The organism is Nitratidesulfovibrio sp. SRB-5, assembly GCF_019931275.1.
Taxonomy (GTDB): domain Bacteria; phylum Desulfobacterota; class Desulfovibrionia; order Desulfovibrionales; family Desulfovibrionaceae; genus Cupidesulfovibrio.
On the sequence record NZ_JAIOTY010000002.1, the window covers coordinates 1,074,984 to 1,094,857 of the forward strand.

Here is a 19,874-nt window from a genome sequence, read left to right on the forward strand (position 1 = left end):
GATGACCAGCCAACGACTGCGCGACGCCCGAGAGGCGGTGGACTTTCTGGAACGGCAGCGTTCGCCGTGGGAGGAGGCGTGGCGCGACATCGCCGCCTACGTCCTGCCCCGGCGGGGGCGCATGCACGGGCGCGACCCCCTGGGCGCCTCCGCGCCCGGTGCGGTGGGCGGATCGTCCGGCGTGTCCGGTGCCCACCGCGCCACTGACATGCGCGGCGGGCGCGTCATCGACGCCACGGCCACCCGCGCCGTGCGCATCCTGGCGGCGGGCATGCAGGGCGGGCTTACCTCGCCCGCCCGCCCGTGGTTCCGTCTGCGTCTGGCCGACGGGGCCGACGCGGAATCCGGCCCGGCCCGCCGCTGGCTGGATGCGGTGGAGCAGCGGCTGTACTGGGCCCTGGCCCGCAGCAACTTCTATCAGGCCTCGCACGCGCTCTACACCGAACTGGCCGCCTTCGGTTCCGCCGACCTGTACCAGGAAGTGGACCCCGAACGGCTGACCCGCTTCGCCGCGCTGACCTGCGGCGAATTCTCCTGGGCCTGCGATGCGGCTGGCCGCGTGGACACCGTGGCGCGGCGCATGCTGATGACCGCCCGCCAACTGGCGGAACGCTACGGAGAGGCGCACCTGTCCACCGGCACGCGGCGCATGCTGCGCAAGGAACCCAACCGCCACGTGGAGGTGGTGCACCTGGTGCGGCCCCGCGCCGTGCGCACCCCCGGCCACGGCGGCAATCTGCACATGCCCTTCGAGTCGCTGGTGTTCGAGGCGGACGGCGCCGCCGGAGACCTGCTGCACGAAGGTGGCTTCGAGGAATTCCCGCACCTGGCGGCTCGCTGGGACGTTACCGGCTGCGACGTGTATGGCCGCTCGCCTGGCATGGACGTGCTGCCCGACGTCAAGATGTTGCAGGAAATGGCCCGCAGTCAGCTGCTGGCCATCCACAAGGTGGTCAACCCGCCCATGCGCGTGCCCACCGGCTTCAAGCAGCGGCTCAATCTTATTCCCGGCGCGCAGAACTACGTGGCGCCGGGCCAGCCCGAGGCCGTGGCCCCGCTCTACCAGATCAACCCGGACATCGCGGCGGTGACGCGGAAGATCGACGACGTGCGCAAGGCCGTTCGCGAAGGGTTCTTCAATGATCTCTTTCTGATGTTCACGGCGAACGGGCGCTCCAACGTCACTGCGGCAGAGGTGGCCGAACGCGGGCAGGAAAAGCTGCTCATGCTCGGCCCGGTCATCGAGCGGCACCAGACGGAACTGCTTGATCCGCTGCTGACGCGCACCTACGGCATCCTGCGCCGGGCCGGGGCGCTGCCGCCCAACCCGCCGGAACTGGAAGGGCTGGAGATGCGCGTGGAGTATGTCTCGGCCCTGGCCCAGGCCCAGCGACTGGGCGCGGCGCAATCCATCCGCCAGTTCGCGGCGGAGGTCACGGCCCTGTCGGCCACCGCGCCCGGCGTGTTGGACAAGATCGACTTCGAGCAGGCCGTGGACGAACTGGCCTCCATCGGCGGAGTGCCCGCCAGGGTGGTGCGCTCCGACGCCGAGGTGTTGCAGCTGCGCGCAGCGCGCGAGGCCGGGCTGGCCGCGCAGGGCGCCGCCGTGGCGCGCGGGGCGGCGGGCGCCGCCAGCGCGCTGGCCAGGGTGCTGGGCGTGGAGGGCGGGGAGGACAGGAAGGACAGGGGCGGGGCGGCTGACGCCGCCGCATCGCCTGCGCCTTCTGCGGCATCTCGCCTCCCCGTGTCGCCTGTTTCGGCGGGCCCGTCTGGCCCGTCTGGCCCGGCAGGTCTGGCAGGTCTGGCAGGTCAGGCAGGTCCGGTCAGGGAGGCGCGCGCATGAGCCGCCGCTCCCGGCCTGTTCCTTCCCGCGCGGCGGAAGGCGGGCGTCATTCAGGTTCCTCGTCACGGGCCGGTTCCTCGCCATGGGTCGATTCCTCGCCACGGGCCGGTTCCGCGCCATGGGTCGATTCCGCTTCACGGGCGGATTCCAACCCGCAGGCCGAGCCCATGCCGCAACCTGACGCCATTCTGGCAGACCTGCTGGCCCGCACCGCCATGGCGGACGCCGCAGGCCCCCACGGCCCCGATGGCCCCAATGGTCCCTATGGCACGGACGGCCTGCTGACCGACCTGCTGGGGCCGGAGGTGGAAGAGGCCAGCCATGCCCGGCGCGAGGAAACCACCCGCCTTGCCGCCTACCTCGACGACCTTGCGGCGGTGCTGCGCACGCAGGGCGGGGCCGGGGTGCGCGTGCTGCGCCACTGGCTGGACGCCGCCTGCGCCAACGACCGCCTGTCCCGGCCAGAGCCAGCCATTCACGGGGCCGCGGCCCTCTACGACTACGCCCGTGACCGCACGGCGGAAATCGCCATGGCCGACCCGGCCAGCCTGCTGCGCATCCAGTTGGAGGGGGCGCGGCGCTGGGCCGGGGAACAGCTGAACCCCAGCGGGCGGCGGGACTGATTCCGCCCGCGCCGCAAGACCACGCCTTCAACGGGAACATCATGAAAACGCACGCTTTCAACCCTGCAACGGAGGACACCATGGAACAGACACTGGCCCCGGCACCATCACCCGCCACGGCGAGCGGCCCGCAGATCGTGTCCGGCCCTTCCGCCCCGGCAACTTCGGCGACTCCCGCCACTGTCCCGGCGGCCTCCGTCGGGGCAGCCAGTCCCGCCGATCCCGGCACCGCCCCCGGCCTGCCCGATGCGCCCACGACCCTCGACGCGCCGGGCGCCTCCGCCGTGCGCAACGCCGCCGACTACGCCTTCGACCTGCCGGACCACCTCAGCGTGGATACGGCGGCGGCGGACCGTTTCCGTACGCTGTGCGCCGCCCAGGGGCTGACCCCGGAACAGGCCCGCGCCGCCGTGAACTTCTACGTGGCCGAGCACGAGGCGGCGGGCGGCCTGGCTGCCGACGGCTGCGAGGCGGGCCTGCGCACCCTGTGGAAGGGCCGCTACGACGAGTGCATCGATACCGCCCGACGCGCCGTGCGCAGTCTGGACGCCCGCATGGAAGGGCGGCTGGCCCCGCTGGTGCGCGCCGGGCTCGGCAACCATCCCGCCTTCGCCGAACTGATGGCCCTGGTGGGCGAACGCATGGGCGAGGACTCGCTGGGCGCGGGCACCGGCCCGGCGGGCGCGCGCGGCGAGGCCATGAGCACCGAGGATTTCCTGCGGACCGTCGTGTTCGCCAAACGTTAACCGCCAGGAGGCATCCGGCATGGGCAAGACGCTGAAGGAACTGAGCAACGAGCAGGCATCCACGCAGCCGCAGCAGGTGGACGGGCTGACCGAGGAGGCCCCCATCCTGGGCATTGTTCCCTTCGAAGAGGCCAGCCACGGCCTGTGGAACATGTACGAGGACGTGGAAGAGGTGCAGGGCGCGGGCTGGGTGGAAATGAACGCGCCCCTGCCCTCGGTGGAGGTGACCAGCAACCTGCGCAAGGTGGACCTGTCCATTCTGGGCGGCGAGATCGAGGTGCCGGAAGACACCGCCCGCATGTTCGGCGGCAAGGAAAAGTACTTTTCCAAGAAGATGCCCAAGGTGCTGCGCCGTTCGGGCATGTCGGCTGAACAGCGCATCATCTACGACAACTTCCGCGCCTTCGCCCTGGACCACGGCAAGGTCACCGACGCCGGGGCCACGGCGGGCGGTTGCTACTCCATGCTGGCCGTGCGCTTCGTCGAAGGCGAAACCTGCGGCCTGTACAGCCCGGAATGCTTCAAGCAGGGCACCGTGCTGGACGTGCAGTCCATCAACGGCGGCGAACTCTACAAGGCCACCAGCGGCCAGTACCAGGGCGTGCTGGTCTTCGGCCTGCGGCTGAAGTCGTACCTGGGCATCCAGATCGCCAACCCCCACAGCGTGGCGGCCATTGTCAACGTTAGCCGCGACCACGTGCCCACCGAGGCCATGATCGACGACATGCTGGCCCAGGTGCGCGCCACCTCCGGCTCCACCTACCTGTTCATGCACGAGCGCGCCCGCAACCTGCTGTACCGCTACAAGGCCGGTGCCCTTCAGATCGTGCCGGGCGGCAAGGACATGGACCGCCAGATCACCCACTGGAACGGCATCGAGATCGTCACTTCCTACAACTTCAAGGACGGCACCGAGCAGGTGCTCGCCCTGTAGCGGCCCCGCGCCGCGCCCCTTCCGCAACACCATGACGGCAACCGCCCGGCGGTGCCGATGAACAAGGAGAAACGCATGTACGGACACATGCTGCGTGTGCATGGCGAACATCTGGCCAAGGGGCAGAATCTGCCCAAGAACGCCCAGGCCGTGGGCAACGGCGGCCCGCAGCGCGCGGGCTCGATGATGGGCGCGGCCGAGGTGGCCGCCGTGGCCGCCACGCCGGTCACCCTGGGCGACGGCAAGAGCCTTACCTTGATGCTGGAAGACAGCGACGACGGCACCGCCTTCGCCGCGCTGCCGGTGTCGTTCCGGCGCACCGCCCCCGGCGGGCGCACCTGGGCCGGGGGCGAGGTGCTGGGCCGCCTGCCCCTGCCTTCCGACTGCCGCCGCCACGTGCGCGTGGTGATCGGCACCGACGACGCCGGGGCCTCCGGCACCGTGGACGTCGTCTTCGACTACCTGCCGCGCTAGCGCGGCCACGGACCGCAACCCCCGCCCGCCCCATCCGTGATGGGGCGGGCGGGGACCACGGCACGGAGGTGCCCCACATGACCAACGACATGATCATCGACATGGCCAAGGATGGCGCGCCGGGTCAGGCCCCGGCGGTACACGAGGAACCGGCAGGGTGCGACCCCGTCGCGGCGGCCCCCGTTTCGCCCCCGGCGTCTGCTTCGTCCCCGTCGGCCGCTTCGCCCCCGTCGGCCCCATTGCCCGATGTGGCGGAAACGTCCGAGCCGCCCACCCGCGAGGACGTGCGCCGCTTCCGCTTGGCGACCCTGCGCGCCCGGCTGGCCCTGCTGGGGGTGGCCTTCGACCCGTCCACCGACGAGGCCACCCTGCGGCGCATGCTGCGCGCCGCGGAAGGACAGGGGGGCGGGGCTGCCCGGCCCGGCCCGAAGAACGCGCAGGGCTCGACGGGCACGGCTGGCGCTATCGTGCCGACCGGCCCTGCCAGCACGACCGACCCGGCGGGCCATGCCGCCGACCCCGCCCCGACGACGGAACCGGGTCTGACGCCCAGCGTCGCCATGCGCCGGGCCACGGCCCGCCACCTGCGCGAACGGCAGCGCGTGGCTGCGGAGGATACCGGAGCCAGCGGAGTGACCGGGTCCTCCAGAACAGGTGGGGGCCGCCCGCGCGGCAGGGGGCGGTCATGAGCGCGGGATTTGGCCCGAACGTCATCACCGGTTCCGTCCAGACCAGCGAGGTATCCATCTGCAACAAGGCCCTGCGCTACCTGGGCGCGCCGGAAATCGTGGCCCTGGACCAGCCCTCGCGCGAGGCGGACCTGTGCTCCCGCTACTACGCGGAAGCCCGCGACGAGCTGCTGGAGCACCATCACTGGAACTTCGCCACCCGCTACACCTCGCTGGCCCCGCTGGCGGCGGTGCCGCCCTTCGGCTTTGCCTGCGCCTACCGTCTGCCCGGCGACTGCCTGCGGGTGCGCCGTCTGCGCGGCGAGCCACCCTTCGAGGTGGTGGAAGCGCGCACCCTGTACACCGACGCGGCCCCGGCGGAGGCGGTGCTGACCGTGCGCGTCACCGACCCCGCCCGCTTTCCGGCGCTGTTCGTAGAGGCGCTGGCCCGCCGCCTGGCCTCCGCGCTGGCCGTGCCGCTCATGAACAGTTCGCGCACCGAACAGGCCATGCTCCAGCGTTTCGGCGATGCGCTGGAGGCAGCCCGCGTGGCCGACGCCGCCGAGGGCGCGTCCGATCCCGTGGAAATCAACCCCTGGCTCATGGCGAGGTAACCCATGGCGCGCACCACCCTGATCCAGAACAGCTTCAACGCGGGCGAACTGTCGCCCCTCATGGCCGCGCGGGGCGACCAGGCCCGCTACGCCAGCGGCTGCCGCGTGCTGCGCAACATGCTGCTGCATCCGCATGGCCCGGCCTTCCGGCGGCCCGGTCTGCGCTTCATGGGCGCCTGCGTCGATGAAACCGTGCCGCCCCGGCTGGTGCCCTTCGTGTTCAACGAGGAACAGGCCTACGTGCTGGAATTCGCCCCCGAGCGCCTGCGGGTGTGGTGGCGCGGCGGGCTGGTGCTGGGGGAAGGCGGCGCGCCGCTGGTGGTGCCTACCCCCTATGCGGCGGAACATCTGTCCACGCTGCGCTGGTGCCAGTCCGCCGACGTGCTCTACCTGGTCACGCCGCATGCCGCCCCGCGCAAGCTGGAGCGCCACGGCCATGCCGACTGGCGGCTGGTGGCGGTGAACTTCGGCCCGCGCGTGGCCACGCCCACTGGGCTGCGCTCCACGGGGGCGCCGTCGGGCACGCGCCAGCACCGCTACGTGATCACCGCCGTGTCCGTGGACACCGGCGAGGAAAGCCTGCCCACGGCGGAACTGGCCGTGACGGCTGGCACGCCTGCGGAAGGGAGCGCCGTGAACCTGGCCTGGACCGCCGTGGAGGGGGCCAGCGAATACCGGGTCTACAAGGCGGGCGGCGGGGCGTCGGTGTACGGTCTGCTGGGCACCGCCGCCACGGGCGAAACCTATGCCGATACGGGCCGCACGCCGGACTTTGCCGAGGGCCCGCCCGAGCACCGCAACCCCTTCGAAGGGGCGGACGACCATCCGTCATCGGTGCAGTTCTGGCAGCAGCGGCTGTGCTTCGCCGGGTCGCGCAGCCACCCGCAGACCATCTGGGCCAGCCGTACCGGCTGCTACGAGAACATGGACGTCTCGCGCCCGCTCCAGACCGACGACGCGGTCACCGTCACCATCGCCTCGGAAACGGTCAGCGCCGTGCGCTGGATGATGCCCGCCCGCAAGCTGCTGGTGGGCACCGGCGGCGGCGAATGGACCCTGTCCGGCCAGGGCAGCGAGCCGTTCTCGCCCCTGTCGTGCCTGCTGGAATTCCAGTCGGCGCGCGGCTCGGCGGAACTGCCGCCCCTGGCCGTGGGCGACGGGGTGCTGGCCGTGCAGCGCGGCGGACGGGCGGTGCGCGACTTTCGCTACAGTCTGGACGTGGACGGCTATTCCGGCGCGGACCAGACCATTCTGGCCGAACACATGCTGCGGGGCCGCAACATCGTGGACTGGGCCTACCAGCAGTCGCCCCATTCGGTGGTGTGGTGCGCCATGGACGACGGCACCATGGCCGGGCTTACCCTCATCGCCGAGCATCAGGTGGCGGGCTGGCACCGCCACGACACCAGAGGCGCGGTGGAGGCGCTGTGCGTGGTGCCCGGCCCGCCGTCCGACCCCGCCGGGGGCGACGAACTGTGGCTGGTGGTGCGCCGCGACGTGGACGGCGTGCAGCGGCGCTACATCGAGCGGCTGGACCCGGCCTTCGAGTCGGACACCCCGGCCCCGGCGTTCTTCGTGGATTCCGGCCTGTCGTATCAGGGGCCGCCCGTGGCCGCGCTGGGCGGGCTGGAACATCTGGAAGGGCGCGAGGTGTCCATCCTGGCCGACGGCTGGGTGCATCCGCCGCGCATCGTGGCGGGCGGGCGCATCGAACTGGATCGCCCGGCGTCGGTGATCCATGCCGGGCTGGGCTATGCCAGCGACCTTGCGCCGGTGACGCAGGAATTCGTGGCGGGCGACGGCCCCACTCAGGGCCGGGTGCGCCGGGTGGGCCGGGCCCGGGTGCGGCTGTACCGCTCGTCGGGGTTCAAGGCCGGGCCGGACGCGGCCCACCTGCGCGAGGTGCTGTTCCGCACCGCGCAGGATCCGCCGGGGCAGGCCCTTCCGCTTTTCGATGGCGACCGCGAGGTGACGCTGGACGCGCGTCTGGGCACGCAGGGCGGCCTGCACGTGCGGCAGGACGACCCCCTGCCGCTGACGGTGCTGGCGGTGATCAGCGAGGTGGAGGTGGGCGAGTCATGAGCGCGCGTCACCAACACGCGGTTGCGGATTCCCCGGCTGTTCCGTCCTCTGCGGTTCCGACATCCCCGGTCCTCCGCCCCACGGTGTCCGCCCTGCGCACGGGGTTTGCCCGACGCGGCGCGGGTGGCCGCACCCTGCTGCACGTGGTCCCGGCGCGCCGCCAGCACCTGCACGAGGTGTTGCCCCACTTGCGTCCGCGCGACCGGGCGGAACTGGACGCCCTTGGCCCGCGCGGCGCCGTGGCCGAGGCGGCGCGGGCCTTCGCCCTGTCGCCCCTGCGCTGGGCGGTGCTGCGTGGCGGGCGGTGCGTGGCCCTGTTCGGCGCGCGGCCCCTTCCCTGCATGCCGGGCACGGCGGCGCCGTGGCTGTTCGGCACGCCGGGGCTGGATGCGGAAGGACGGGCGCTGGCCCGGCTGGGTCCGCTGTTCGCCGCGCGCATGCGCGCAGCGTGGCCCCGGCTGGTGAACATGCTCCACGCCCCGGCCCTGGCGGAGCGCCCGGCCACGGCACGCTGGCTGGCACGGTGCGGGTTTGCCGTGGCCGCGCACCCCATGCCGTTGGGCCATGGCGGCGCGCCGTTCCATCCCTTTACCTCCGGCGATGCGCTTGCGGCCAGCTTCGCGCCGGAACAACCCACCAACACAGGAGGATGACATGTGCGGATTGCCCCAGGCCCTGGTGGCAGCGGCCATTCTGCAGGGCGGCTACACCCTGATGGATTCGAACCGGACCTCCAGCGCCGCCAAGGCGCAGCAGGAATACCAGGCCGCCACCCAGCGCAATGCGGCCTTGCAGGCCAACTACCAGATCGAGGAGACGCAGCGCGATGCCGAGCGCACCGAGCGGGCCCTGAAGCGCCAGGCGCGTTCGCAGCAGGCGGGGGTGCGTTCGCTGCTGGCGGCATCGGGCATGGACGCCGGGTCGGGCAGCGCGCTGGACGTGTTGCAGGACCAGTCGCTGGCCGCCGAGACCGACGTGCTGGATGTGCGGCGGCAGTCGGAGCGGCGGCAGCGTGCCCTTGAATATCAGGCCGCGGGCGCGGACAGCAATGCATCGCTGCTGATGGGCATGGCCAACGACCCGTGGGCGCGGGTGCGCCAGGGGTGGCGCAGCGGCATGATCATCGGCAACACCGTGCAGGGAGCTGGCAACCTTCTGATGTAGGGCCATCCTGATGGGGACTCTGCTTCGGCAACCGTATCCGGATTCAGAAGCAGCCCCGCCAGTGCCGACAGGAATGCAAAGGAGCGGACAATGACCATCGTATCGACGAACACCGTCGAACTGTACACCGGCAACGGCACGCAGACGGAGTGGCCGGTGGCCTTCCCGTTCCTGCGGCCCGAGGACGTGCGGGCCGTGGTGAGCGGGACGGGAGGCGACAGGGTGCTGGCCTACGGCGCCGACTACGTGGCAGCCGCGCTGCCGGGCGGCGGGGGCAGCGTGACCACTGCGCCGGGCGCGCCCGGCATGGTGCACGCGGGCGAACATCTGACACTGTGGCTGGACCAGCCCTTCACGCAGGAAATGGATCTGCGCAATACCGGCGTGCTGGACGCGGAAATGCTGGAGCGCGGCTTTGACCGGCTGACCCTGATGGCCCAGCAGCTGCGCGAAGAGGTGGGCCGCTGCGTCAAGGTGCCGATGACTGACCAGTCCACGCGGCCCGACGCGCTGCTGGAGGGCATCACCGCCAACGTGGGCCGCGCGGAACTGGCGGCACTGGACGCGCAAGACCGGGCGGCATCCGCCACGGCCAGCGCGGTACGGGCAGAATCCTCCGCCTCCGGCCTTGATGCGGCCCTGACCGGCGTGCATCAACTGCGCGAAGAGGTGCTCCAGACCGTGGCGGATGCGCGGCAGGATGTGCTGGCCTGCGCAGCGTTCGTGCCCATCGGGGCCATTCTGGACTTTCCGGTGAACACCGTCCCGGCGGGCTTTCTGGTTTGCGCCGGGCAGGTGGTGACGCGGGTGGCGTATCCGGACCTGGTCACCTACCTGACAGGGGGCGCCGTGGCGGCCAACGCCACCCTGCCCGACCTTCGCGGCGAGTTCCGGCGCGGAGCGGATCTGGGGAGGGGCGTGGATGCCGGGCGCGTGGTGGGCAGTGCGCAGGGTGACGCCATCCGAAACATCACTGGTTCGCTTTACAACTACATCCAGAATAATGCGAGTCAGGAAAACGGGGCGCTTCGCACTCAGGTTGCCAGCACGCTAAACTCGCCGTTCGGTGCAGGTACGGCGATGTCGTGGTCCACGCTGTCCATTGATGCATCGCGGCAGGTTCCCACCGCATCCGAAAACCGCCCTCGCAACATTGCTGTGGTGCCGTGCATCAAGGCGTACCATGCCCCCATGAGCGCCGCCCCGGTGGACCTTGCGGACGCGCTGGACAGGCTGGACGCCCTTGCGGCGATTGCCAGCCCCAATGTGGGAAAATTCTGCACCATGAAGTGTGTTGGCGGGGGGCAAACCATACCCGTGGCCGGGGCCGTTACGGTTGCAGCGCAGGGAGGGCAAGCAGTCGCGGCTGGTGAAAGCTGGACAGGTCCATCTGATGGCTCGCTTTCAATCACCATACCATCTGATGGGTGGTACGAAATCAGGGGTACCTTCACGGGGATGGCGGCTGCATCCGGACATTTTTCCGGATTCATAACTGTAAACGGCGCCCTCGTGCTCCACTCCTACTGCTATGCCTATGTGTATTCATGGACGACAGGATGCCCGGAATGCACCATGAGCCTGAAAACAGGGGACGTGATACGTATGCAAGCGAGTACGGGCGTGGCGCTGACAAGTGGCGGAACAGGAACTGTCACCCTGACTGCACGGAGGGTGCGCTGACATGAAGAACATGCGCTTGCACGCGGCGTTGTGCCGCCTGTACCCCCATGCCCCCGAAGGCGCGTGGGAACTGGCGTGCGGCCCGCAAACGGATTGGGACGTGGCCATTGCGGCCTGGAGGCTGGAGGAGGCGCCGCCAACGCAGGAGGCGCTGGACACGATGTACGCGGCGCTGGCCGAAGAGGATGCGGCCCCTCGCCCGCCCGAACCGGAACCGCTGGACCTGAACACCATCACCTATGCCCAGGCCGATGCCATCATCCGCGCCGAAAGCGTGGAGGATTTGCGGCTGGCAATGCTGGATGTGCTGGGCCTGTAAGGGAAGGAGCGGCGAACGGGGACAAGGGGCAGCGTGGGGCAAGGGCTGCGGCTGACAGGACGCCGTGGAGGGCAGGGGCAGGGCGGACAAGAGACAGCGGAGGACATGGAACAGCGGAGTGCAAGAGAACGGTGGGCAAGGTTTGGTGAAGTGCGCGGCTCCGCTCGCGGAAGATGGATGCGGGCGGTGACGAACGGCGCGCGTGGCGCGGAATGACAAGGCCCCCGGCATGCCGGGGGCCTTCAGGCTTGTGGGCAAAGCGCAGGTCACGCAGGTCCGCCTACGTCATGGAATCCATCAGCCGCCGCAGGGCGGCGGCCTGGGCCGAAAGCTCGGCGATGGCGGTTTCCGCCTCGGACATGCGCATGGCCGTGGAGCCGGATATTTCGTTCACCTCGGCGATGATGCGGTTCAGTTCATCGCCGGTGGCGGCCTGCTGCTCGGCGGCGGTGGCGATGGAGTTCACCTGGTCGGATGCCTGCTGCACCGCGTGCACGATTTCCTGCAACATGCCGCCCGCCTCGTTGGCCAGGGCCTGGCTGTCGGTCACGCCGCGCACGGCAACGTCGGTGGCTTCCGCGCTGCGCCGTGCCGACTGCTGGATGCCCCCGATGGCCGCCTCCACCTCGCGGGTGGCGTTCATGGTTTTTTCGGCCAGCTTGCGCACCTCGTCGGCCACCACGGCAAAGCCGCGCCCGGCATCTCCGGCGCGGGCCGCCTCGATGGCCGCGTTCAGCGCCAGCAGGTTGGTCTGGTCGGCAATGTCGCTGATGACGCCCAGCACGTTGCCGATGTCGCTGGCCTGGGTGCCCAGTTTTTCCATTTCGCTGCGCAGTTCGCGCGAATGGCTGCCCAGCCCTTCGATGGCGGCGGCCACCTTTTCCACGATGTCCGCGCCCTGCCTGGCCCGTTCGGACATTTCCGCCGTGGTGCGGTTGGTGTCCGAGGCGTTGCGGGCCACCTCGCGTACCGTGGCGGCCATTTCGTCCATGGCGGTGGCCGATTCGGAACTGCGCTGCAACTGCCTGTCGGCCCCGCGCGCGGCCTCGCCCACCCGGTCGGAAAGCTGGCTGGCGGCATCGGCCACGGTGGTGGCAATGGCGTCGGCATCGCGGGCCACCCCGGCAATGCGTTCGCTGCGTTCCAGCGCTTCCAGTTCGCCGCGCTTCACGGCTGTGATGTCCTGGCGGATTTCCATGTACCCCACCAGCGTGCCGTCGGGCTTGCGCACCGTGGCCGCGCGGGAATGGAAGTAGCGCGTCTCGCCGCCTGTCTGCCGGGTGAAGTCCAGTTGGGTTTCGGCCTCGCTGGTGCGGGCCAGACGGTCGATGGGAGGCTCCGCGCCGTACACGTCCGCCCCCTGGTAGCTGTCCAGCGGCTTGCCGATCAGGTCGTCTTCCGCATGGCCCAGCAGGGCGCAGGCGGCGCTGTTCAGGGCGCGGATGTTGCGGCGCGGCCCGGTGACGATGATGGGATCGGGCACGCGGTTGATGATGGCCCGGTTGTAGGCCACCCGTTCGCGGATGGCGTCCACCATGTGGGTGATGGTTTCGTGCAGCTGGCCCATTTCCGCCGTGAAGCGGAAGGAGCTCTTGTACTCGAAGTCGCCATCCGCGATGCGCCTGCCAAAGTCGGTCAGGGCCGCCAGCGGGGCCTGAATGGTGCGGTACAGCCCCACGGCCAGCAGGCCGCCCAGCAGCACTGCCAAGGAGAAGGCCACGGCGGCCCCGGTGCGCAGCATGGAGCCGGTGTTGTTTGTTTCATCCGCGTGATCGCGGGTGGCCTCTATGGTGGCCTTGGTCAGTTCCTCGATGGACTGTTCCAGCTTGTGGGCCTGTTCTCGCCCTGCATCGAAGCGGATGTTGGCCTGCTCGGCGGAGAGGCCGGCGGCGGGGGCTTCGCGGGTCAGCACGGAAAAGGACGAAAGATACGGGCCGCTCAGCGAACGGATGGCGGCAACCTGTTGCAGCAGGTTGGCCAGCTCCGGTATGTCGCGCAGCTTGCGTTCGGCGGCGTCGGTGTGGGCGGCAAGGTTCGTGGCGGCCTTTTCGTGCTGGGGCAGGTAGCCGCGCAGCCGTTCCGCGTTGGCGATGTTGAGCAGGGTGTCCTTTTCGTAGCGGCGCAGCTGGCTTACGTCGTGGCGCATGGCGTACACGGTTTCTTCCAGTTCCACGTGCTTGGAGACCAGTTCGTCCACCAGCATGTTGATGTTGCCGAGAGCCAGCACCATGGCCACGCCCATGACCAGGTTGAGCAGGGTGAGCGTGCCTAGGCCGTAGATGAGTTTCTGGCGTATGGTCATCGGGCGGTCCCCCAGTGAAGGAGAAAGGTTTGTGGCGGTGCGGTGAGGGGTGAGGGCAGGAAGCGGGCACCATACGAGCTTACAGGACTTTTTCGGCCGACTAGGACACAACTTTAGCCGATGCGCAAGGATTCTTCATGGCGCGGCACGAAAAAAGGCCCGGCGTTTTTCGCCGGGCCTTTTGAATGGTTTTGGTCATGTCGGGCATTCTGCCTGTTCATGCCTGTTCATGTCCGTTCCCGAATCGGGCGCCGGGCGGCAAGCGGTGTGCGTCAGCTCCATTCCAGCAGGCGGCGCTGGCCGGTCAGGGCGCGGATGTCCGTAACGTCCTGCGACACTTCCAGGCAGCCGAGGTAGGAGCCGTCGGTATCGCGCACCGCAAAGTAGCGGATGTGCAGGAAGCGTCCGCCAAGCTCGATCCAGAATTCCGCCGTATCCCGTTCGCCAGCCTTGAATCTGGCCAGGATGTCCTCGACCATGTGCACGGATTTCGGCGGGTGGCAGTTGCGCACGTTGCGCCCGATAACCGCCGCGCTGCGCGGAAAGATGCGGTGCGGTACGTCGGAATAGTAGGCCACCCGGTCGTTGGCATCCACGAAACTGAGGTCCACCGGCAGGCTGCGCAGCATCTGGTTGAGTACGTTGGGCGCCAGCGCGCCGGTATCCAGTTGCACCAGTTGCGCGGCACCACCGGCGCGCGTCCGGCCTGCCGTGTCCGCCACGCCCGCCAGATAGGGAGTCTGCGGCGTCCATTCGTCGCCGGGCGTCACCCAGGCGTAGCCGATTTCGTCCTCGCCGTGGCGCACCCGCGCCCACTGGGCTTCCGTCAGCGATTCCAGGGCCATGGGGAAGAGCACCTTCTCTTCCTTGTACACCATGTCCTTCACGGCTTCCGCCGCGTCGCGCGCGGCCAGTGCGGCTGCCGTGGCGGCCAGGTTTTCCATGGCCGCGCGGGCGGCCTTGAACAGTCCGCGGATGTCGTCGTGCACTTCCCACATGACCTTGGGCGGGGCCTCTATGCCGTTTTCCTCCAGCAGGGGGAACAGCTGGTTTTCCTTGCGGGTGTAGTGCACCTCGATGTGGGCCAGGTCTTCCAGCAGTTCCTTTACGTAGCGGCTGCTGAACGACCAGGCCATCTCGTCGATGGGCGAGGTGCGGTCGCCGGGGGTGCGGTGCATGCGGTCCACCTGCGAGATGATTTCGTCGGCCACTTCCATGGCCTTGGCGTTTTCGTCCATGTAGGTGCGCACCGGGTGCCCGGCGGGCGCGGAAACGGCCGGGGCCTCGTCCAGCGCGCCCTTGAACAGGTCCACGTGCAGCGAGCACAGGCGCTTTATCTCGGCCTCCGGCAGGCCCTCGGCCACCATGGCCTGTTCCAGCCGGGCAATGTCCCCGCCGGAAATATCGCCCACGGCGGCGGCAAAGCGCGCCTTCAGCGTTGCCGGGTCCGCCCCGGCGTGCAGCTCGCGGATGAGTTCCTTCAGGGTGTCCATGCGCGTGGCATCGGACAGGGGCGAGCCGGACGCGGGCGCCTGTCCGGCATCGCACGGCGTGCCGCAGGCGGTGGCGCAGGGCGATGCCCCGGTTTCGGCAGCGGGTTTGGGGCCGGGCTTTGCGCCCGTGCCGGGCGCGCCCTTGGGCACGATGGTCACGGCCTCGGAGGAATGGTCCAGCACGCCGCGCGTAATGTGCAGCATCAGGCCGTTGACCTCCAGCCCGGCAATGTCCGCCGCCTGCTGCAAGGTGGCCACCCGGCCCAGCGTGTTGCGCAGCAGCGGGTTCTTCAGCTTGGCGAAGGCGGGCGCGAAGTCGGCCAGCACGTCGATGAGGTAGGGGCGCTCCGAGACAAGATCGTGTATGGACGTGGACGGGGCGAGATGCATGGGGCCTCCCGTGGGGTTTCGTGGATTCGTCGTGTGCCCGGCATGGCGCCCGGCGTGCGGTTGGCGTCTGGCCGGAACCGCATGACCGGATGTTCCCGCCATGGCCGGTCGTGTCACCAAGGTAGGACCGGGCGCGGCCATGCGCCGTGACGGGCATCACGTCATACAATATAGCACGGATGTTTCCGGAACGGCAGGGGGGCGGGGCGCACGGCGGCGCACGGCGGCTTCGGCGCGCGGTGCGGGCTGTCCGCGCCGCCCGCGTGGTCATCCCGCGCGCGCCCGCGCACTGGACAAAATCCCTGCGGTCTGCAAAAGCACAAGGGCCGCGCTTCGTCGGCATATCCCCGAACACTGCGAACAGGACCGTTTCCGCCTTGCCGCCCGTACGGTGCCCGCAGCATGCGAACTCCGCGACTGGCGCACCACGTGGGCGGCGCGCCCCGGCCAACCTTCCGGCAGGCAGGCACCGGCCCGGAAACAACCCGACCAGACAATAACCCCGAAAGGTGGACCAATGAGCAACGAACCGGACAAGATCATCTATTCGATGATCCGCGTCACCAAGCGCCACGGCCAGCGCGAGGTGCTGAAGGACATTTCCCTCTCCTACTTCTACGGCGCCAAGATCGGCGTGCTGGGCCTGAACGGCTCGGGCAAGTCGTCGCTGCTGAAGATCCTGGCCGGGGTGGACCCCAACTTCGACGGCAAGACCGTGCTCGCGCCGGGCTTCACCATCGGCTACCTGGAGCAGGAGCCGCTGGTGGACGAAGCCCGCACCGTGCGTGAAGTGGTGGAAGAAGGCGTGCAGGACATCGTGGATCTCGTGAAGCAATTCGAGGAGATCAACGCCAAGTTCGCCGAGCCCATGGAACCGGACGAGATGGACGCGCTCATCGAGCGCCAGGGCAAGGTGCAGGAACAGATGGACGCCAAGGGCGCCTGGGACCTGGACGCCCGCCTCGAAATGGCCATGGACGCCCTGCGCTGCCCCCCCGGCGACACCCCCGTGTCGGTCATCTCCGGTGGTGAACGCCGCCGCGTGGCCCTGTGCCGCCTGCTGCTGCAAAGCCCCGACATCCTGCTGCTGGACGAACCCACCAACCACCTGGACGCCGAATCGGTGGCCTGGCTGGAACGCTTCCTCCAGACCTTCCCCGGCACGGTCATCGCCGTCACCCACGACCGCTACTTCCTCGACAACGTGGCGGGCTGGATTCTGGAACTGGACCGTGGGCGCGGCATTCCGTGGAAGGGCAACTATTCCTCGTGGCTGGAGCAGAAGGAAAAGCGCCTGCAACAGGAAGAAAAGTCCGAGGTGGAGCGCCAGAAGACCCTCCAGCGCGAACTGGAGTGGATCCGGATGTCGCCCAAGGGCCGCCACGCCAAGGGCAAGGCGCGCATCAACGCCTACGAGGCCATGCTGAGCCACGAAAGCGAAAAGCGCGCCCCGGACCTGGAAATCTACATCCCGCCGGGACCGCGCCTTGGCAAGGTGGTCTTCGAGGCCACCGGCCTCGCCAAGTCGCTGGGCGATCGCCTGCTGATGGAAGGCGTGGACTTCATCATTCCCGCCGGGGCCATCGTGGGCATCATCGGCCCCAACGGCGCGGGCAAGACCACCCTGTTCAAGATGCTGGCGGGCGTGGAAACGCCCGACGCGGGCGAGCTGAAGATTGGCGATACCGTTCAGGTGGCCTTCGTGGACCAGAACCGCGATTCGCTGGAAGCGGGCAAGACCGTGTACGAGGTGATCAGCGAAGGGTACGAGACGGTCAAGCTGGGCAACCGCGAGGTGAATGCCCGCGCCTACTGCTCGCGCTTCAACCTGATGGGCCAGGACCAGCAGAAGAAGGTGGACGTGCTGTCCGGCGGCGAACGCAACCGGGTGCACCTGGCCCGCATGCTGAAGTCCAACGCCAACGTCATCCTGCTTGACGAACCCACCAACGACCTTGACGTGAACACCATGCGGGCGCTGGAAGACGGCATAGAGAACTTCGCGGGCTGCGTGCTGGTCATCAGCCACGACCGTTGGTTCCTGGACCGCATCGCCACGCACATCCTGGCCTTCGAAGGGGATTCCAGCGTGGTGTTCTTTGACGGCAACTATTCGGAATACGAAGAAGACCGCAAGAAGCGCCTGGGCAAGGACGCCGACACGCCGCACCGGATCAAGTTCCGCAAGCTGACCCGCTAGGTTTGCGGCGGATTTTTGCCCGCTGGCGGACCGACCCGAAGGGCGCGGAGCGTGGCCGTTAGGCGAGCTTGCGAGCCTTACGGACATCGAGAGCAACGCTGTCAGGCATCATCTTTCATTCCGGTCACGTACCGAAGAGTGCGCTCCCTTTATGAAAGATTCGCCTTCCTTGCCAGCGAACAAAACTTACGCCGCAAACGGCGCGCGATAATGTCGCGGGAAAGAGAGAGAAAGGCCCCCGCACCGGGAACGGTGCGGGGGCTTTGTGCGTGCTTGTGACATGCGTGCTTGTGACATGCGTGCTTGTGACATGCGTGCTTGCGAGCATGCGTGGCTGTGTCCCGTCGCGCTTGGGGCTGGCTACCCTTCCTTGAACCGCGCGACAAGGTCGCCAAGGCGTTGCGCCTCGGTGTTCAGGTCGCCCAGCGACCGTTCCGCGTCGCGCATGGCCTGGGCGGTGTCTTCGCTGATGGTGGTGACGTCGCCCAGCGAGCGCACGATGTCCGCGCTCACCTCCGCCTGTTCCTGGCCCGAGGTGGCCACGGCGCGCACCTGCGCGGACACGCCGGAGGCCAGCCGCACGATTTCGTCCAGCGAGCTTCCGGCGGTATCCGCCTGGGTGTTGGCCTGGGTTACCGCCTCCACGGCGGCATCCACCTGGCGCGCGCTGGCCGCCGTGCCTTCCTGAATGGCCCGGATGGCCTCGCCCACCTCGCGGGTGGCGTACATGGTTTTTTCCGCCAGCTTGCGCACCTCGTCTGCCACCACGGCAAAGCCGCGTCCGGCATCCCCGGCGCGGGCCGCCTCGATGGCCGCATTCAGGGCCAGCAGGTTGGTCTGGTCGGCAATGTCGCTGATTACGGCCATTATGCCGCCAATGCTGTCGGCCTTGCGCGAAAGGTCGGCCATGCTTGCATGCAGGTTGGCCGCGCCTTTTTCCACGCGAACCACGGCCTCCTTGACCCGCTGCACTCCCTCGGCCCCTTCGCGGGCCTTGCCCTGGGCGTTGTCGGCGGTATCGGCGGCGCCCGCGGCCCCACCGGCCATGCCCGCCACGGCGGCGTCCATGCGCTCCATGGCGTGCGAGCTTTCGGCAACGCGCGTCTTCTGGGCATCCGCGCCGCCGCCCGCAAGGCTGACCTGGCGGCCCACGGTGTCCGCCACGTCGACAATGGCGGCGGCGATGCCTTCCAGCATGCCCGCAGCCTCGTGCATGCCGTCGCGCCGGGCCTGTTCGGCCCGCATCCGGGCCGCTTCCGCCTCGGCGGTGGCGACTTGCGCGCGCCGGGCATGCTCGGCGGCTTCGTCGGTGCGCGTACGGGCCTCTTCGATACGCATGCGCAACGATTCCACCATGCTGGCGATGGATTGCTTCAGCCCGCGCAATTCGGCGCGGAATGTGCCGCGCGGCTGCGCATCCAGGTCGCCCGCCGCCACGGCGCGGGCATAGGCCACCAGCGCGTGCAGCGGTGTGCGCACGGACCGCGTGACCAGCACCGTCAGCACGCAGCCCACGGCGAGAATGGCGGCGGTGACCGCCAGCACCATGTTGCGCAGGCGGCCTGCGGCCACCTCCAGGTCATCCACGTACACCCCGGTGCCGATGATCCATCCCCACGGCTTGTAATGGGCGATGTACGATTCCTTCGGATAGGTCTGGTCGGTCACGCCGCCGCCCTGCCTGGGCTTGGGCCACACGTAGGCCACCAGCCCTTCGCCGTGCTGGTGCGCAACGTCCACGAAGGCCTGGAACAGGTTGCGGTTGCCGCCGGGATACTCCGTTGCCGGGGCGCCGGGCGCGGCCCGCCAGTGGGTGCCCCGGTTGTAGGCGGGCTTGTCCAGGGTCTGGCCTTCCAGCGCGGGCGCGGTAGGGTGCATGACCATGGTGGGGTAGGGGGTGCGGTCGTCGTTGATCCAGAAATAGTCGCCGTTGCCGTAGCGCATCTGGCGAAGGGCATCGGCGGCGCGCCGCTTGGCCTCGTCAAGGGGTATCTCGCCCCGGCCGGCCTTTGCGTCCAGGCCTTCCACCAGCTTCAGGGCCGCCTGCACCAGGTGTTGCAGTTCTTGCTGCCGGGCCTGAAGTGCATCCGAGCGGACCTGCGGCAGGAATCCGCCGAGAATGGCGGCCATGAACAGCAGGGCGATGAACGTGGCCAGGGCGATGATGCGCAGCGCCACACTTGCCTCGAAGCGGGGCGCGGCGGAAACGGACATGGACAGCGGCGTTGCCGCGCCAGGGGCTGGGGCGGGGCCGGGGGTCGGGTGGGGCATGGGGTACTCCGCTGGGGTGGGCGTGCGCAGGGCAAGGGGTGTTCGCGCGTCGTCCAAGCGTAGCCGCC

Annotated in this window: 16 protein-coding genes; 13 read left to right on the forward strand and 3 right to left on the reverse strand. The window is 69.2% G+C overall.

The window, feature by feature from the left end; genetic code table 11:
- Position 1 precedes the first annotated feature (1 nt).
- From K6142_RS11850 to K6142_RS11905, 12 genes are all read left to right on the forward strand, one after another.
- Positions 2 to 1,843: a portal protein gene (locus tag K6142_RS11850; RefSeq protein WP_223380857.1), complete on the forward strand. Its 1,842-nt coding sequence runs from the start codon at positions 2 to 4 to the stop codon at positions 1,841 to 1,843.
- A 167-nt stretch (positions 1,844 to 2,010) separates the two neighbouring features.
- Positions 2,011 to 2,466: a hypothetical protein gene (locus K6142_RS11855; RefSeq protein WP_223290502.1), complete on the forward strand. Its 456-nt coding sequence runs from the start codon at positions 2,011 to 2,013 to the stop codon at positions 2,464 to 2,466.
- 80 nt (positions 2,467 to 2,546) lie between these two features.
- Positions 2,547 to 3,212, forward strand: a complete 666-nt coding sequence (locus tag K6142_RS11860) for a hypothetical protein (RefSeq protein WP_190246081.1) — start codon at positions 2,547 to 2,549, stop codon at positions 3,210 to 3,212.
- Between the two features lie 19 nt (positions 3,213 to 3,231).
- Complete coding sequence (locus K6142_RS11865) at positions 3,232 to 4,146, forward strand: major capsid protein (protein WP_190246082.1); 915 nt, start codon at positions 3,232 to 3,234, stop codon at positions 4,144 to 4,146.
- 75 nt (positions 4,147 to 4,221) lie between these two features.
- A complete protein-coding gene (locus K6142_RS11870; RefSeq protein ID WP_223380858.1) occupies positions 4,222 to 4,620 on the forward strand; it encodes a hypothetical protein in 399 nt (132 codons plus the stop codon).
- Between the two features lie 77 nt (positions 4,621 to 4,697).
- Positions 4,698 to 5,309, forward strand: coding sequence for a hypothetical protein (locus K6142_RS11875; RefSeq protein WP_223380859.1), 612 nt, complete (start codon positions 4,698 to 4,700; stop codon positions 5,307 to 5,309).
- A complete protein-coding gene (locus K6142_RS11880; RefSeq protein ID WP_190246070.1) occupies positions 5,306 to 5,902 on the forward strand; it encodes a hypothetical protein in 597 nt (198 codons plus the stop codon). The genes K6142_RS11875 and K6142_RS11880 overlap by 4 nt, the downstream gene beginning before the upstream one ends.
- A gap of 3 nt (positions 5,903 to 5,905) precedes the next feature.
- Complete coding sequence (locus tag K6142_RS11885) at positions 5,906 to 7,984, forward strand: hypothetical protein (RefSeq protein ID WP_190246069.1); 2,079 nt, start codon at positions 5,906 to 5,908, stop codon at positions 7,982 to 7,984.
- Positions 7,981 to 8,637: a hypothetical protein gene (locus K6142_RS11890; protein ID WP_223380860.1), complete on the forward strand. Its 657-nt coding sequence runs from the start codon at positions 7,981 to 7,983 to the stop codon at positions 8,635 to 8,637. The genes K6142_RS11885 and K6142_RS11890 overlap by 4 nt, the downstream gene beginning before the upstream one ends.
- 1 nt (position 8,638) lies before the next feature.
- Positions 8,639 to 9,148: a hypothetical protein gene (locus K6142_RS11895; protein WP_190245551.1), complete on the forward strand. Its 510-nt coding sequence runs from the start codon at positions 8,639 to 8,641 to the stop codon at positions 9,146 to 9,148.
- Between the two features lie 90 nt (positions 9,149 to 9,238).
- Positions 9,239 to 10,831, forward strand: coding sequence for a tail fiber protein (locus tag K6142_RS11900; RefSeq protein ID WP_190245550.1), 1,593 nt, complete (start codon positions 9,239 to 9,241; stop codon positions 10,829 to 10,831).
- A 1-nt stretch (position 10,832) separates the two neighbouring features.
- Positions 10,833 to 11,150: a hypothetical protein gene (locus K6142_RS11905; protein WP_190245549.1), complete on the forward strand. Its 318-nt coding sequence runs from the start codon at positions 10,833 to 10,835 to the stop codon at positions 11,148 to 11,150.
- Between the two features lie 280 nt (positions 11,151 to 11,430).
- Here K6142_RS11905 and K6142_RS11910 read toward each other — a convergent pair whose 3' ends face one another.
- The gene (locus tag K6142_RS11910; protein WP_190245548.1) at positions 11,431 to 13,452 is read right to left on the reverse strand and encodes a methyl-accepting chemotaxis protein; all 2,022 of its coding nucleotides are present in this window, start codon (positions 13,450 to 13,452) and stop codon (positions 11,431 to 11,433) included.
- Positions 13,453 to 13,724: 272 nt separating this feature from the next.
- On the reverse strand, positions 13,725 to 15,335 hold the full coding sequence (locus K6142_RS11915) for a DUF438 domain-containing protein (protein ID WP_190245547.1): 1,611 nt from the start codon (positions 15,333 to 15,335) through the stop codon (positions 13,725 to 13,727).
- A gap of 517 nt (positions 15,336 to 15,852) precedes the next feature.
- Between K6142_RS11915 and ettA the strand changes: the two genes are divergently transcribed.
- Positions 15,853 to 17,535 carry an energy-dependent translational throttle protein EttA gene (gene ettA / locus K6142_RS11920; RefSeq protein WP_190245546.1) on the forward strand — a complete coding sequence of 561 codons (1,683 nt, stop codon included), beginning with the start codon at positions 15,853 to 15,855 and terminating at the stop codon, positions 17,533 to 17,535.
- Between the two features lie 360 nt (positions 17,536 to 17,895).
- Here the strand turns inward: ettA and K6142_RS11925 are convergent, their stop codons facing one another.
- Complete coding sequence (locus tag K6142_RS11925) at positions 17,896 to 19,806, reverse strand: methyl-accepting chemotaxis protein (RefSeq protein ID WP_190245545.1); 1,911 nt, start codon at positions 19,804 to 19,806, stop codon at positions 17,896 to 17,898.
- Between the last annotated feature and the right edge of the window lie 68 nt (positions 19,807 to 19,874).